Consider the following 15334-nt stretch of genomic DNA (forward strand, 5'->3'; position numbering starts at 1 on the left):
TTCTTTGTAAGCACAGACAAATTAGCTATTTCTTGATATTAATATTATTAAAACACCTTGCTGGGAAGGCATGATGCAGTATCAACACATTTCGGTACCCTCGAATGGCGCGCAAATTACTATCGATAGTAAGGGTCAATGGTATATTCCTGATAACCCGGTTATTGCTTACATTGAAGGCGATGGTGTTGGTCAAGATATCAGCCCGGTGATGCGAGATATTGTTGATGCTGCAGTGAATCAGGCTTATCAAGGCGATAAACAAATACATTGGATGGAAGTGTTCAATGGCGAAAAAGCAGCTGCGCTTTACGATGGCGACTGGTTCCCGCAAGAAACCCTGCATGCGGTTAGACACTATAAAATTGCCATAAAAGGGCCGCTAACAACCCCCCTTGGCGGTGGTTTTCGCTCTTTAAATGTGGCTCTTCGTCATGAGATGGATTTATTTGTTAACATGCGGCCCATTCGCAGTTATCCGCATTTACCATCGCCCTTAAAAGAGCCTGAAAAAACCCAAATCACAGTAATACGCGACAGCTCAGAAGACGTTTACTCAGGCATTGAGTGGCAGGCTGGCAGTATCGATAACGAGCGTATGCTTGATTTTCTGTGTCAAGAAATGGGTGTCACCCGACTTCGCTTTGATAACCAATGCGGTATTGGCATTAAAAATAGCTCGAAAGAGGCAGCAGAGCGACTAATGCGTTACGCCCTAAACTTTGCCCTCAAAGAGCACAGTGAATCATTGACTGTGGTGCACAAAGGCAATGTACTTAAATTTACCGATGGCGCCTTTAAACGCTGGGCATTTGCCCTTGCTGAGCAAGAGTTTAACGCTGTAGCGCATGAAAATGGTCGTTGGTTAGTGATCAAGCGTGACAAGCAAGATGATTTAATCATCAAAGAAGTCATTGCAGATAACATGCTACAACAAGCGCTACTCACCCCAGAGCAATTTGATGTGGTGGTAACAACCAATCAAAACGGCGATTACTTGGCTGATATGCTTACCGCACAAGTCGGTGGGGTAGGTATTATGCCTGCGGCAAACTTAAATAATGAAGTGGCCTTTTTTGAACCGACTCATGGCACATTTAATCGCATTGCCGGGGAAGACAGTGCAAATCCAACAAGCAGTATTTTAAGTGCGGTTATGATGCTACGTTTTATGGGCTGGCACGAAGCGGCGAATAAAATAGAAAAAGCCCTAGAGCAGACGCTTAGTGCAAATGAAATGACGTTTGATTTGGCTAACCTAGTAGCCGATGCGACGATGCTTAGTTGCAGTGATTTTGCAACAAGCATCATCGCGCGAATAAGTAACTCAAATAATGAACCATATTAAGCGGCATTGGCGCTTTTAACTGCGTAGACACATGGTTTACCTGTTAACTGTGCTGCACGTTGGTAAATGTGCTCTGCACCAGGTTCGTTGCTTGTCATGCCTGTTAATGTATCCATTAACGCAACCACTAAAATAGCTGGTACTTGGCAGCAGTATTCATCTAGCACTGCAGTTGTTGTTTGTGCATCAACATGACAGTGCGGGTGAGTACGAACTGTGCTATATGCTTTTAACAGTGTGTCTGCTTGTAAAACATCATCATCTTGATGTTTGGTTTTACGGCATTGGCAACCAAACTCATCAACCATTGTTGCCAGTGTTTGGTAAATCTCATCGCAGGCTAAATCGCTTTTTTTACAAAGCTGCTGCTCGATGAATGAGTGTAATTGACCATTGATGTAAAGGCCGTCCTGTTGAGTGAATTGCGCTGAAGTTTCCATAATCATTTTCTCTTTGTTTATGTGCTTAACTTCACTCTAGCCCTTCACTCATTATTAATGAAATTGTTGTTTTCAATAACTGATATTGATTTTATCAATATTATGCTGTTTTTAACGATCAGCCACGGTGCTGGCAAATGCAAGTAGCTCTCTACGCAGCCACTGATGCGGGTTTGCGTGATGTAGCAAAGGGCTCCATAACATTTTTACTTCAATAGGAACTATTTGAAATGGCACTGGACTTATTACCAAATCAGTGTGTTTTGCAAGTAACATGGCTTGGCGGCGGGGCAGTGTGGCAATGAGTTGAGGTGATTGGCATAGTAGGCTCGCTACCATGTAATGGCGGGTGAATACGCGAATATTGCGGGTTTGTTCTAGTTGCCATAATGCCTCATCGACCCAGCCGAGTTTTTGGCTGCCTGATTTATTTGTTACGGCTGCTTCTACGCCCCAACCAGCCCGATTCACCCAAATGTGTTCTTGAGCAAGGTAGCCTTCAAGGTTTTGCTGTTGTAAGTAAGGGTTGTCTGGGTGTGTTAAGCAGCAGTAATTGTCTCGCCACACACTGGCTTGGTGGAATGAGCGGGGCAGGCCGTTAAAGCGATTAATGGCAAGGTCGATGGTGCCTTTTTCCATATCATGTAGGTTAACATCGCTTGGGCTCAAAATATCAAAATTAAGCCCCGGGTTTTTTGCTAGCTGCTGAGTGATAAACGGCGCAATTAGGGTTGATTCAAGGTAGTCGTTTGCCATTATCCGAAACGTAATATTGGCTGTGCTCGGGTCGAATACCTCACTTGGCTGAGTAATTTCTTCGGCCATTTTTAACAGTGATTCTATTTCAGGTTTAAGGCTGAGCGCTTTTGCTGTTGGCGTCATTGTGCCTGCGGCTCTCACTAATAATGGATCATCAAACAAATCTCGTAAACGCTTTAGGGCATTACTCATTGCAGGTTGAGTCAAAGCTAGTTTATTAGCGGCTTTAGACACACTTTGTTCATCAATGAGGACATTTAAATACACTAATAGGTTGAGGTCGACGTGCCTAATATTCATTTGATCAATCTTATTTATTATCTTTATTAATTACCTAAATTAAAGCGCGCTTGCTATTGTGTGTAAACAAGGCGACTAAAATAATCAGCATAAGCGATAAAAATAATGCCACAGCAAAGTTCACATTTGGCTTTTAAATCACACAGCGAACAGTTAAATCAGGTCGTAGCGACTAAGCTTGCCCGTGCGGTGTATGCTGGCTTTGAGGCTATGTTTGCAGAGTTTTTAAATATTACCCTAGGTGCACAAAGTCGTTTTGAACAGCGCCAGTGGCATCAAGTTCAAGGGGCTATGAAATCGCGACTGCAAGTTTACGAAGGGCAAGTAAAAAAAGTATGCCAAGCAGTAAAAATTATTGCTTATAGCGAAGTAGACGACCCAGCGCTTTGGCTATTAGCCAAACAAATATACGCAGAAATGGTGCAAAGCCATGAAAACCAGCCCATTGCTCATACCTTTTTTAACTCAACCTTCGGTGCAATATGGGACTCACGAAAAATTCGCAATGTGCACTTGTTTGTACTAAAAGCACGTTATCAACTGGGGCCAAGACCCTTTGATTCACTGGTAAGCCGCATTTCCCTGCAAAATGGCTTTGAAAGTGCGATTAGTAGCTTGATCAAGCGCCATGTGTTTCGTTCGCAGTATGCTAACTTTGCTGATGATGTGGCCATGTTACAGCGCACTTTGATTGCTGGAGCGAAACAACAATGCCCACAAGTTTATGAGCTGCTTGCACTCAACGACGGTTATATTGAATACGCTAATTCATTGTTTTTCAGAAATAAAGCGTGCTACATCATAGGCCGCTGTATTGCTAAAAATGGTGATAACATGCCATTTGCGATTGCGCTATTAAACAGTGAAAAAGGTCTTCACATTGATGCTGTGATGATGGGAGCTGATCAACTCAGCTTGTTGTTTGGCTTTGCGCGTACTTATTTTATGGTCGACACTGACCAACCCGCCCGTTACGTAGATTACCTCAGTGTTTTAATGCCTCATAAGCAACGTTTTGAGCTGTTTAATGCCATAGGCTTTATCAAACACGCGAAAACCGAGTTTTATCGTTATAAAGTTGATACCACCCGTAATAGCCCTGTTGACGATAAATACACACTTGCGCCGGGTACGCCGGGCATGGTGATGCTGGTATTTACCACCCCAGGCTCAGATTATGTGTATAAGGTAATAAAGGATAAATTTAGTGGGCCAAAAACGGCCACCAAACAACAAGTAATGGCTAAGTACGACTTTGTTAAACAAGCCGACCGAGTAGGCCGGCTAGTTGATACCCACGAATTTCGTTATTTAGCGTTTGATTTAAGCCGATTTAGTGATGAGCTTATACAAATAATGCAGCAGCAAATTGGCGATAGCTTAGTGATCTCGGGTAATGCACTTATTTTGCGCCATGTTTATGTAGAGCGCAAAATGACGCCGCTTAATTTGTATATCAACGACTGTGATGAGCGAAAACTGCAGCAAGTAATGGTTGATTACGGTAAAGCGATAAAAGAGCTTGCGGGGGCTAATATTTTCCCCGGTGATATGCTGATGAAAAACTTTGGTGTAACCCGTTGGGGAAGAGTGGTGTTCTACGACTATGATGAAATTTGCCCGATGACAGAGTGTCAATTTAGAGAGCTGCCAAAAACCGATGACTCATTAGATGAGCTAAGCAGCGAAAGCTACTTTGATATCGCCGAAAACGACGTATTTCCAAGCCAGTTTAAAGTATTTTTTAGCGCTAATAAGCGAGCGTTTGAGCATTTCAATGCTGCACATCAAGATATTTTTACTGCCACGATGTGGCAGCAATTACAAGCTGCGATAAACGATGGGCAATTGCTTGATGTTTATCCTTATAAGCAGTCCTGGCGCTTTTCGTCGATGAGAGCTCAAATGAAAAAATCTCAACCTATAACAGTTTAATAGGAACATAGTGTTAGCGTATGCTATTGAAAAAATTGCTAAGGAACGCACTATGAAAAACACATTGTTATTATCGAGTTTATTTATTTCGTCTATGGTAAGCGCCAATCCGTTATTAGGTAGCTGGCAATTTGTTGAAGGCAAATATGCAACCAATGACGGCTATGTGACGGCAAAAGCGCCAGAAATAACCTCTGTTAAACTGATTACACCCAGTCATTTTAGCTATATCACCCAAAAGCAAGGCAACTTTCATTATGCTGGTGGCGGCAAATATGTTTTGCAAGACCAGCAATTTATCGAAACTTTTTCCTATGGTAATGTACCTTCACTACTTGGTAAGACCATGGCATTTGATTACAAAATAGAAGGTGACTTGTGGCACCACACCTTGTATGAAAATGGCAAATTAGTTGAAGCTGAGATCTGGCAACGAATTAAATAGAAGGTGATATGCGTTATATTAAGCACGAAGACTCACAGTTACATTTTGCGCAAACAGATAAACCTGCCCTAAAAGATAACGAAGTTCTTATTGCTGTTGCAGCAATCGGCGTTAATCGGGCAGATTGTTTACAGCGACAAGGTAAATACCCTGCGCCCAAAGGTGACAGTGAAATTCTAGGGTTAGAATGCGCCGGTACCATTGTTGAGCAAGGTAGTGCAGTATCGGGAGATTGGCTTAATAAACGCGTTTTTGCCTTGTGTGCGGGCGGTGCTTACAGTGAGTATGTTGCCGTTGATGCTGCGCAAGTGATGCCGTTACCAGATGAAATGACAATGGCCCAAGGCGCTGCTATCAGTGAAGTATATTTAACGGCTTTTTCTGCCTTATTTCAATTTGGTCAGCTCAAAGCGGGGCAAACGGCACTGATCCATGCGGGAGCTAGTGGTGTCGGAGGGGCGGCAATTCAAATGGCAAAACGCGCAGGCGCTCAAGTGGTGATCACTGCAGGTAGTGATGAAAAGTGTGAGCATGCCAAACAGCTTGGTGCAGACCACACCATTAATTATAAAACCACTGATTTTGTAGAGTACTTCAAAGCCAATAATTTACAGGCTAATACCATTGTTGATCCTGTCTCAGGAAGCTATTTAAATAAAAATGCCGCCGTTGCAGCAATGGATTGCCAAATTGTGATGTTAGCGTTTTTAGATGCTCGCTTTGCTGAGGTTGACTTTGCAAGGCTGCTTAGTAAGCGCATATCATTTCACGCATCAACTTTGCGTAATCGTTCAATTGAATTTAAACGTGATTTAAAAGAGCAGTTTATTTCGCGCTTTTATAATGACTTGGCCAACGGGCTGTTCGATTGCAATATCTATAAAACCTTAAATTGGCAAGAAGCGAATGAGGCGCACCGTATTTTAGATAACAACGAAAACTCGGGAAAAGTGGTGATGTTAGTTGAATAACATCAATTTGCCCATATTATTGGTTTTATTAGTAGTTAAAAGTAAAGGTTAATATGAACCCTATTATTGCAATGCTCAAAGAGCACAATGTCAGTGACGAGAAAGTGCGTGAGCTGTTTCAAGCGTTTATGGAAAACCCAATGATGGCAATGGGTCTGGTCCAACAGTTAGGTATCCCACCAGAAAAGCTTCAACAATTGATGGCATTAGTGATGACGCAGCCACACCTTATTAAAGAAGCGGCTGAATCAGTGGGTATCAGTGATGATGAAGTTGAGCAAGCCAAAGCGCAGTTCAAAAATCAGCAGTCATAAAATTAAATGATACGAATGTAAAAAAGGTTAGCTATTTGGCTAACCTTTTTTGTTTATTACTGATACGAAAACACGTCGTCTAGTTTTTTATCAAACAGTTGAGCAATCTTAAAAGCCACTTCGAGCGACGGAGAATACTTACCTTTTTCAATCGCTACTATGGTTTGCCTTGAAACCCCAACAGCCTCTGCCAATGCTTGCTGAGTCATTTCATTGTGATGAAATCGAAGTTCCCGAATAGTATTACTGAGCTGTTTTGTCATCTAGCTGTCTCTTCGATATAAATAGGCTTTGCTGGCAATAGTAATAATTTCACTGACTAAAAAACCAATAATAAGAAAGTGCATAATATTATATAGATCAGAGACCTCAGGTAACAGCATGCGCCCTGATACACGTTCAATTTGCGTCGCTAAAAATACACACATTAAGATAGTTGCAGAGCAGAACCAGTGACCAAGTTTGGTGCTTTTTAGCTCAATGAGCTTATCACGCTCATCATCCCCTAAGTCTGCTTCTTTATGTTTAATACCAGCAAGCACAGATTGCATAATGATCTCTAAGATCACCGCAACCACGACAACCTTATACAAATAAGACACCATAGTATCTTGGCTAAGATCACCCGCAGCTTGTAGCGAACTAATGCCTAACAGGTAATAGCTTAAAAGGCCTATGGTTACCACCAAAGTGCCCCAAATTGTCATTTCTTTGTAGCTCATTTTATATCACTCTATGTAAAAAATATTTGACTTGGTGTTAAGTAAACTACTCATTGGTTGTTGTGTCAAATATTTTTAACATCATGTATGGTATTTTTATCATTGACGTATTTCGTTACATTTAGTTAAGAACTAATTCCTACTGCACAGACTCCTATTAAAACAAACAACAAATAAGGAACGAATATGAACTGGCTTTTGAAGGTATGGAAAAATAATCGCTCATTGATTTTATTCATCTGTTTGATGAGTGTTTTTAGAAGTGCGGTGGCTGATTGGTATGAAGTGCCAACAGGTTCAATGAACCCGACTATTGTGGAAGGGGACCGTATTTTAACGGATAAAATGGCTTATGATCTGCGTGTGCCATTTAGTCATATTTCGCTAATGCGTACTGATGAGCCAAAAGCCGGTGATATCATTGTATTTGACTCTAAGGCTGCAAATAATCGCTTAATAAAGCGTGTTATTGGCGTGCCGGGCGATACAGTGACTTTAGTCGATAATAAATTGATCGTTAACGGTAAAGCGCTTGATTACGCATTAACTGATGATGAGCAAGAGCAGCAAACACTCATTGAAAATCTTGCCGGTGTTCAGCACGCTATTCAGGTATCAAAAACGCCCTCGGTGATGCAGCATTTTGCCCCTGTCGTTATTCCCAAAGATATGTATCTAGCGATGGGCGATAACCGTGATAATAGTGCAGACTCACGAGTGATTGGTTTAGTGCCTCGCAGTGAGTTATTAGGCAAAGCTAAAAGAGTCATAGTGTCACTTGATTATGATGATTATTACTTACCTCGAAAAGAGCGAGTTTTACATGATTTGTACTTAGCACCCTAGATAAAAATCGTACAAAAATTGGCAATTTAGAGTTTTATGTTTCAATATTAACGACATAAAAATAATAAGCCAAAAGGTAAAGTATGATAAATGATAAGTTTGCGAGATTAATTCGATGTTATTTTTTACTCGTCTTTTCGATCAGTCTGGTTGCATGTGGTTCGAGCTCAAAAAACGAATCTACAAAAGTTGATGACACTAACAGCTCAACACCGGATACAGGTGTTGAGCTTGTCGATAACAGTGGCAGTGCTGACTATCATATTATTATTTATGGCAATAGCCATAGCGCTAGATTAGGGGATTTGCTTGAACAGCTTATTTCCAGTGAGTTAACCAACGCTCAAGTTTCAACTCTTACCGTCAGTGGTCGCTTTTTAGATGAGATCGTTAACGCATCAGGCAATGTTGAAAAGCTACAGCAAGACAATTGGAGCCATGCTATTTTTCAAGGTCAAAAGTATTCTCAGTCTGGCTCTGTTAATTATTCTACAAGTGAGGCTGAGCGATTAATTGCCAGTGCAAAAGAGCTGGAAATTACACCTATTTTGTTTCCTGAGCATCCGCAAAGGGGTGATAGCAAAGAAGGGGAGCTTGTCTATCAATTACATTTGTCGATTAGCGAAAAAGAGGCAAGCTGTGTTGCACCAATCGGCTTAGTTTGGGACAAAGCAATCGCCGCATTACCGGAGCTTAATTTTTACAGTGCAGATGGAAATCATGCTTCAGATGCAGGGCACTTACTGACCGCGATGACTTTTTATGAAGTTATAACAGGTGAGCTTGCAGATACCCTAGCTTACAATGCTGCTTTTGCGATTACCGAACAACAGCACCAGCAGTTTGGGCAAATAATTACTCAAGTACTGACTGAATATCCTGCATGCCCCAGCTCTTAAGCTAACAACATTAATCTAAAGTATTCATTAAATACAAAAAAACCGTTGTGTCTGAAACACAACGGTTTTTTATATTAACTTGCAATTGTGTAATTACATTACACGCATGCCAGGCTCTGAGCCTTCATCTGGGTTAAGAATATAAATTTCTTTACCGCCAGGACCTGCCGCTAATACCATGCCTTCAGACATACCGAAACGCATCTTACGAGGCTTAAGGTTCGCTACCATTACCGTTAGCTTGCCTTCGATATCTTCTGGTGCATACGCAGATTTAATGCCTGCGAATACTTGTCGCGTTTCGCCACCTAAATCTAAAGTTAGTTTTAATAACTTATCTGCGCCTTCAACGTGTTCTGCTTTAGCAATTTTTGCTACGCGTAAATCAACTTTCGCAAAATCATCAAATTCGATTTCTGGGCTGATTGGCTCTTTTGCTAGTGGGCTGTTTGGATCAATCTTGTCTTTTTCAGCAACTAGGCTTTCTTTAGATTCTTCAATCATTTTATTTACTTTATCCATTTCAACACGCTGCATTAGCGGTTTGAACTTATTAATTGCGTGACCAACAAGCGCAGTTTGCGCGCCTTGCCATGTTAAATCGTCGTTTAAGAAAGCTTCAACGTTTGCAGCCATACCTGGAAGAACAGGTTTTAAGTAAGTGATAAGTACACGGAACATATTTAAGCCAAGTGAACAAACATCGTGTGTTTCTTGTTGTTTTGTTTCGTCTTTAATCAATACCCAAGGCGCTTTAGCGTCGATAAATTGGTTTGCTTTATCAGCAAGTGCCATGATTTCACGAATTGCACGGCTGTAATCACGGTTTTCATAGTGATTTGCGATGCTTGCAGAAGCTGCTTGGAACTCACCTAATAGTGCTTCGTCCATTACGGTGTCGCTAAGCTTACCGTCAAACTTCTTGGTGATGAAACTTGCACAACGGCTTGCGATATTAACTACTTTACCTACTAAGTCAGAGTTAACACGTAGTGCAAAGTCTTCAAGGTTTAAATCAAGGTCAGTAATACCGTTGTTTAATTTTGCTGCGTAGTAATAACGAAGATATTCAGGATCTAGGTTATCAAGGTAAGTACGCGCCTTAACAAAGGTGCCTTTTGATTTAGACATCTTAGCGCCATTCACAGTCACAAAACCATGGGCAAATACGTTTGTTGGCTTTCTGAATTTTGCACCATCTAACATTGCCGGCCAGAATAAGCTGTGGAAATAGATGATGTCTTTACCAATGAAGTGGTAAAGCTCTGCATCTGAGTCTTCGCTCCAGAATGCATCAAAATCAATCCCTTTTTTATCACACAGGTTTTTAAAGCTCGCCATGTAGCCAATAGGTGCGTCTAACCAAACGTAGAAGTATTTACCCGGTGCACCTGGGATTTCAAAACCAAAGTAAGGTGCGTCACGGCTGATATCCCACTGCTGTAGGCCATCTGCAAACCATTCATCTAGCTTGTTCGCCATTTCTTGTTGAATCGTACCTGAGTGTAACCACTCTTTAAGCATGTCTTCAAAAGCAGGTAGATCGAAGAAGTAATGCTCAGAATCTTTTAAGATTGGCTCAGCACCCGACATTACAGAGCGTGGGTTGATAAGCTCAGTTGGGCTGTAAGTTGCACCACAAGAATCACAGCTGTCACCGTTTTGATCTTCAGACTTACACGTTGGGCAAGTACCTGTTACAAAGCGATCTGGTAAGAAGATACCTTTCTCTGGGTCGAAAAGTTGAGAAATAGTGTGCTTTTTAATGTGACCCGCTTCATTTAAACGATTGTAGATTAGCTCGCTGAAATGGCGGTTTTCTTCACTGTGCGTGCTGTGATAGTTATCAAACTCAATATTGAAATCAGCAAAGTCACGTTGACGTTCAACACTGACGTTTTTAACCATCTCTTCTGGCGTGATCCCTTGCTTTTGCGCATTAAGCATAATTGGTGTGCCGTGAGCATCATCCGCGCAAACGTAGTAGGTTTCATGACCTTGTTGTTTTTGGAAACGCGCCCAAATATCAGTTTGGATATATTCTAGTAAATGACCTAAGTGAGTCGGGCCATTGGCATAAGGTAATGCGCTAGTAATCAGGATCTTTCGCTGTGCCATAATCATTCCGAATTGAGATTAGTTCGATGCAAATATGCTCGAATATCATTATTTAATTCATTGTGAGTTGCTTATATACAACCTAAAGCAATGATATTATCTAATTGTCTGGTTTTAATGCCATGAATGTTACATAATTCCGCAGCACTTTTCATCAAAGAAACGCTAATTTATTGCTATGTTTGGACTGTCAAAACTATTCTCAAGTAAATCGGCTGAAAAAGCACCTATCATTGCTGCCTTAGCCGCCTACCGTAGTAGCGCATTTGCCATTGGCATTGAGCAAGACTGGCTCGAAGAGCTTAATCAAAACAGCGATAAAAGCTGGCAGGTAAAACTTAGCCTACCTTTCGCTGGCTGTGGCGAAATCAACGAGATTGAAAAATTTGTCGCTGATAAACTATCAGTGCCTGTGTCAATTAGCGCTAAAGTTAAATTACCTAGTACATATAGTTTTAAGCAAATTAAACATATTGTGCTCGTTGCGTCAGGTAAGGGCGGCGTCGGAAAATCAACCACCGCGGTGAACCTTGCCTCAGCTTTAGAGCAAGAGGGTACCAAAGTGGGTATTCTTGATGCCGATATTTATGGTCCGTCTATTCCATTGCTTTTAGGTTTGCAAGGGGCAGAGCCGAAAACAGCCGATAATAAAAACTTACTTCCTTTTGAAGCGCATAACCTCAAAGCGCAATCGATCGGCTTTTTAGTACCTAGCGATGATGCAACCGTTTGGCGCGGGCCAATGGCATCAGGTGCACTTAATCAATTAATGAACGAAACCGCCTGGGGAGAGCTTGATTATCTTATCGTAGATATGCCTCCAGGCACCGGTGACATTCAATTAACCATGAGCCAAAAAGTGCCAGCCAGTGGTGCAGTGATCGTTACCACGCCTCAAGATTTGGCCTTAGCTGATGCACAAAAGGGCATTGCTATGTTCAATAAAGTGAACGTGCCTGTGCTTGGTTTAATTGAAAACATGAGTTATTTCTTGTGTGGACATTGTGGTGAGCCCAATCATGTATTTGGTAAAGATGGCGCTGTGACGTTAGCTCATCGTCATGGTGTACCGGTGCTTGCTAATATTCCGCTGGCTATTGAAATTCGCGAAAGCTCAGAGCAGGGCAATTTAATAGCCAAAGACAACGCGGCTCAAATAAGCGAAACATACAAAACTGCGGCACGTGTGCTTGCTAGTAGCTTGTATTATCAGCAATCGCAGTCAAGTTCAGTTGAAATCATCATTACCGAAGACTGATCGCAGCAAATATTTTTACAGCGAGACTTTTTAATTAATAAAGTTGTTATTAGTGATTTGTCTTGCTGTGAGGGTACTTCCTCATTTTTTGTTCACGTCTTGTCTTGTTAACCACCTAGACTAAAAACAATTTCGCAGTAAATGTTAATATTTTATTGACGTTTTAGTAACCGTGTCATACTCTAATGAAAGCGCTTACATTGAAAGGGCTTTTTATTTGACCTTCAATGTAAGCGCTTACAATTGACTGATTAAAACTATACTCTATATATATCAGTTGAGTACTAACAAACACATAATGTTAGGGTTCAATGCAATGAACAAATTCAAAACACACTTAACACAACTAGCAATGGCGCTTTCTGTAGCGACTTTAGCTGGCTGCGGTGGCTCTGCCACAGATACAAAAATAGATACTGTTGATCCAACTGAACCAGTTTCAGATTGGGTGATGGTTTGGGAAGATAACTTTGACGGCGATGCCATTGATGACAACAAATGGAATTTCGAAATAGACTGTGCGGGTGGCGGTAATAACGAAAAACAATGTTATACCGACAGTGAAGAAAACGCTTTCGTTGCAGACGGTATTCTTAATATTGTTGCATTACCTGCAGAAGAGGGTGCAGCAAAACCTTATACGTCTGCACGTATCAATACTCGCTATAAAGCTGATTTTAAATATGGTCGCTTTGAAGTACGTGCAAAGCTACCTAGTGGGCAAGGATCTTGGCCTGCGTTCTGGATGATGCCAACCGATGAAGTTTACGGTGGCTGGCCTCGTTCTGGTGAAATTGACATTGTTGAGTCGGTTAACTTGAAAGTTCCAACCGAAGATGGTGTCGAGTCAAATATTTACGGCACGCTTCACTATGGTAAAGAGTGGCCAAATAATGATAGCAGTGGTAAGGCTTATGCATTTGACCAAGAGTCAAACCCTGCTGATGACTTTCATACTTATGCTATTGAGTGGCAAGAAGGTGAAATTCGCTGGTACGTTGATGACTACCTATACGCGACACAGCGTAAATCAGAGCTACTTTACAATGCAAATGGTGAAGCGCTGGCTCTAAAACATAAAGGTTGGTATACAGAGTACTTTGACCAAACAACTGGTGAGTTAAAAACGTTTTGGGATGAATCTCCTTATGACCAAGAGTTTTATTTAATTCTTAACTTCGCAGTTGGCGGTGATTGGCCTGAAAACGTTAATGCAACCGGTATTGATGCTAGTGCATTCGAAAATGGTCAGGCATTTGAAGTTGACTATGTTCGTGTTTATGAATGTGCACAAGACCCTGACACAGGCAAAGGTTGTGAAACAGTTCGCCCTGGTTACGACAATTTAGAAGATGCACTTGTGCAAGGTGCAGCACCAGCTCCAACACCACCAAGTGATGGCACAGTCACACCACTTACTATCTTTGATAGCAGCTTTAACCCTAACTGGCCTGCATGGGACTGTTGTGGTGGCACAACGCCAGGGTTAGTTGAAGATGCAGACCGTGGTAATGTAGTTGAATTTAGTGTGGGTGCAGAGCCTACAGTAAATGGCTTTATTAGCCGTGATGCCTTTATTACCGATGAAAATGGTGAAGCCTCTCCTTATGATGCTAGTGCAATGCTAGAAGACGGCTATGTAACGTTTGATATGCAAGTGACTTCGCTGCCTGCCACACCAGATGCACCTTGGTTATTTAAAATCGAAAGTGATGAAGGCGCGACAGCCGTTGAGCTTAACCTAAGTGATAGCACTGAAGGTGTTAGCCCAGTTGCTGGTGAATGGCAAACATATACCTTCCCACTGCAAACATTAGCTGACGCAGGTTTAAATGTATCGCTAATTGATGTAATCATGATTTTCCCTGCATGGGGTCAAGGTGAGGGTGCTGTTTACCGTGTTGATAATGTTGAAATTACCAATGGCGGCACAACAACATTACCTTCATTAACTTTATTCACTGATGAAACTAATCTTGATTGGCCGCTATGGGATTGTTGTGGTGGTTCAACACCTGTTGAAGTAGTCGACGACGAAGAACATGGTGTTACTGCTGAGTTCTCTATTGGTGCAACTCCTACGGTAATGGGCTTTATTAACCGTACTTCATCTGGTGGTAGTGGTTCTCAATTTGATGCATCAGCACTGGTTGATGATGGCATGCTGCAGTTTGAGATGAAGATTACTTCTTTACCATCAACACCAGATGCGCCTTGGCTATTAAAAGTTGAGTCTAATGAAGGTGCAACAGCAGTAGAAGTTAACCTTAACACAAGCTCAGAAGGTGTTGACCCTGTTGCTGGTGAATGGCAAACATACACGTTCCCAATCAGTACTTTATTAAACGCAGGTTTAGATGTAAGTGCTATTGATGTAATCATGATTTTCCCTGCATGGGGTCAAGGTGAAGGCGCAGTTTACCGTGTCGACAATGCTCGCATTTATGCACCAGAGCAAGAATCGGCAGCATCAGAGCTGACGCTGTTTGCCGAAAACGTGGCTGATCAGTGGAGCATTTGGGATTGTTGTGCTGGCAGCACGCCAACAGTCGAAACTGACGATGAAACTCATGGCTCTGTGGCAGAATTTCAAATTGGTTCTACCGCTACGGTAATGGGCTTTTTAGCTGATGATGGCGTGAGCTTTGATGCATCGCACTTATTATCTGAAGGTGTGGTTCGTTTTGAAATGAAGATTGTTTCAAACGCCAGCAACCAAGATGCTCAGTGGTTATTCAAAATTGAATCAAACGATGCAGGTCAAGCTGTGGAGCTTGCGTTAAGTGCAAGCCAAGAAGGTGTCGAGCCTGTGGTTGGTGAGTGGCAAACCTATACTTATACACTTGCCGATTTACTAAGTGCAGGTCTTGATATTAGTGCAATCGACGTTGTTATGGTGTTCCCGTCATGGGGGATGGGTGAAGGTGCGGTTTACCGTATTGATAATGCAGTTATTGCAAACCCGTAATTAACATTGGC

The 15334-nt window shown here is 41.8% G+C and carries 14 protein-coding genes; 9 read left to right on the forward strand and 5 right to left on the reverse strand.

Going from position 1 to position 15334, the window contains the following annotated elements:
* The first annotated feature begins 73 nt into the window (after positions 1-73).
* Entirely contained in the window at positions 74-1348 is a 1275-nt protein-coding gene (gene icd / locus MTF66_RS29960) for an NADP-dependent isocitrate dehydrogenase (protein ID WP_248529444.1), read from the forward strand.
* Here icd and MTF66_RS29965 read toward each other — a convergent pair.
* Both MTF66_RS29965 and MTF66_RS29970 read right to left on the reverse strand, forming a co-directional pair.
* Positions 1345-1788: a hypothetical protein gene (locus MTF66_RS29965; RefSeq protein WP_248529445.1), complete on the reverse strand. Its 444-nt coding sequence runs from the start codon at positions 1786-1788 to the stop codon at positions 1345-1347. The genes icd and MTF66_RS29965 overlap by 4 nt on opposite strands.
* A gap of 111 nt (positions 1789-1899) precedes the next feature.
* Positions 1900-2847, reverse strand: a complete 948-nt coding sequence (locus tag MTF66_RS29970; protein WP_248529446.1) for a LysR family transcriptional regulator — start codon at positions 2845-2847, stop codon at positions 1900-1902.
* A gap of 105 nt (positions 2848-2952) precedes the next feature.
* On the opposite strand from MTF66_RS29970, the gene aceK reads away from it, so the two are divergent.
* The 4 genes from aceK to MTF66_RS29990 are packed head-to-tail and all read left to right on the forward strand — an operon-like array spanning position 2953 to position 6512.
* A complete protein-coding gene (aceK, locus tag MTF66_RS29975; RefSeq protein ID WP_248529447.1) occupies positions 2953-4782 on the forward strand; it encodes a bifunctional isocitrate dehydrogenase kinase/phosphatase in 1830 nt (609 codons plus the stop codon).
* Between the two features lie 52 nt (positions 4783-4834).
* Positions 4835-5227: a hypothetical protein gene (locus MTF66_RS29980; RefSeq protein WP_058584827.1), complete on the forward strand. Its 393-nt coding sequence runs from the start codon at positions 4835-4837 to the stop codon at positions 5225-5227.
* 8 nt (positions 5228-5235) lie between these two features.
* Complete coding sequence (locus MTF66_RS29985; protein WP_248529448.1) at positions 5236-6198, forward strand: zinc-binding dehydrogenase; 963 nt, start codon at positions 5236-5238, stop codon at positions 6196-6198.
* A 53-nt stretch (positions 6199-6251) separates the two neighbouring features.
* Positions 6252-6512, forward strand: coding sequence for a DUF2999 family protein (locus MTF66_RS29990; protein WP_054561248.1), 261 nt, complete (start codon positions 6252-6254; stop codon positions 6510-6512).
* Between the two features lie 56 nt (positions 6513-6568).
* On the opposite strand, the gene MTF66_RS29995 is transcribed toward MTF66_RS29990, so the two are convergent.
* On the reverse strand, positions 6569-6775 hold the full coding sequence (locus MTF66_RS29995) for a helix-turn-helix transcriptional regulator (RefSeq protein WP_054552938.1): 207 nt from the start codon (positions 6773-6775) through the stop codon (positions 6569-6571).
* The gene (locus MTF66_RS30000) at positions 6776-7234 is read right to left on the reverse strand and encodes a hypothetical protein (protein WP_248529449.1); all 459 of its coding nucleotides are present in this window, start codon (positions 7232-7234) and stop codon (positions 6776-6778) included.
* Between the two features lie 186 nt (positions 7235-7420).
* On the opposite strand from MTF66_RS30000, the gene lepB reads away from it, so the two are divergent.
* Together lepB and MTF66_RS30010 are read left to right on the forward strand one after the other, a co-directional pair.
* Positions 7421-8080, forward strand: coding sequence for a signal peptidase I (gene lepB / locus MTF66_RS30005; RefSeq protein ID WP_058584787.1), 660 nt, complete (start codon positions 7421-7423; stop codon positions 8078-8080).
* Between the two features lie 83 nt (positions 8081-8163).
* Positions 8164-8979: a hypothetical protein gene (locus MTF66_RS30010; RefSeq protein ID WP_248529450.1), complete on the forward strand. Its 816-nt coding sequence runs from the start codon at positions 8164-8166 to the stop codon at positions 8977-8979.
* A 93-nt stretch (positions 8980-9072) separates the two neighbouring features.
* Here MTF66_RS30010 and metG read toward each other — a convergent pair whose 3' ends face one another.
* Positions 9073-11097 (reverse strand): methionine--tRNA ligase, encoded by a 2025-nt coding sequence (gene metG / locus MTF66_RS30015; RefSeq protein WP_055021133.1) that lies wholly within the window; start codon positions 11095-11097, stop codon positions 9073-9075.
* Between the two features lie 178 nt (positions 11098-11275).
* Here metG and apbC point away from each other — a divergent pair, with 178 nt between their 5' ends.
* Both apbC and MTF66_RS30025 read left to right on the forward strand, forming a co-directional pair.
* A complete protein-coding gene (gene apbC / locus MTF66_RS30020; RefSeq protein ID WP_248529451.1) occupies positions 11276-12355 on the forward strand; it encodes an iron-sulfur cluster carrier protein ApbC in 1080 nt (359 codons plus the stop codon).
* A gap of 316 nt (positions 12356-12671) precedes the next feature.
* On the forward strand, positions 12672-15323 hold the full coding sequence (locus tag MTF66_RS30025; protein ID WP_248529452.1) for a glycoside hydrolase family 16 protein: 2652 nt from the start codon (positions 12672-12674) through the stop codon (positions 15321-15323).
* Positions 15324-15334 lie beyond the last annotated feature (11 nt).

The organism is Pseudoalteromonas sp. 2CM39R (assembly GCF_023161845.1).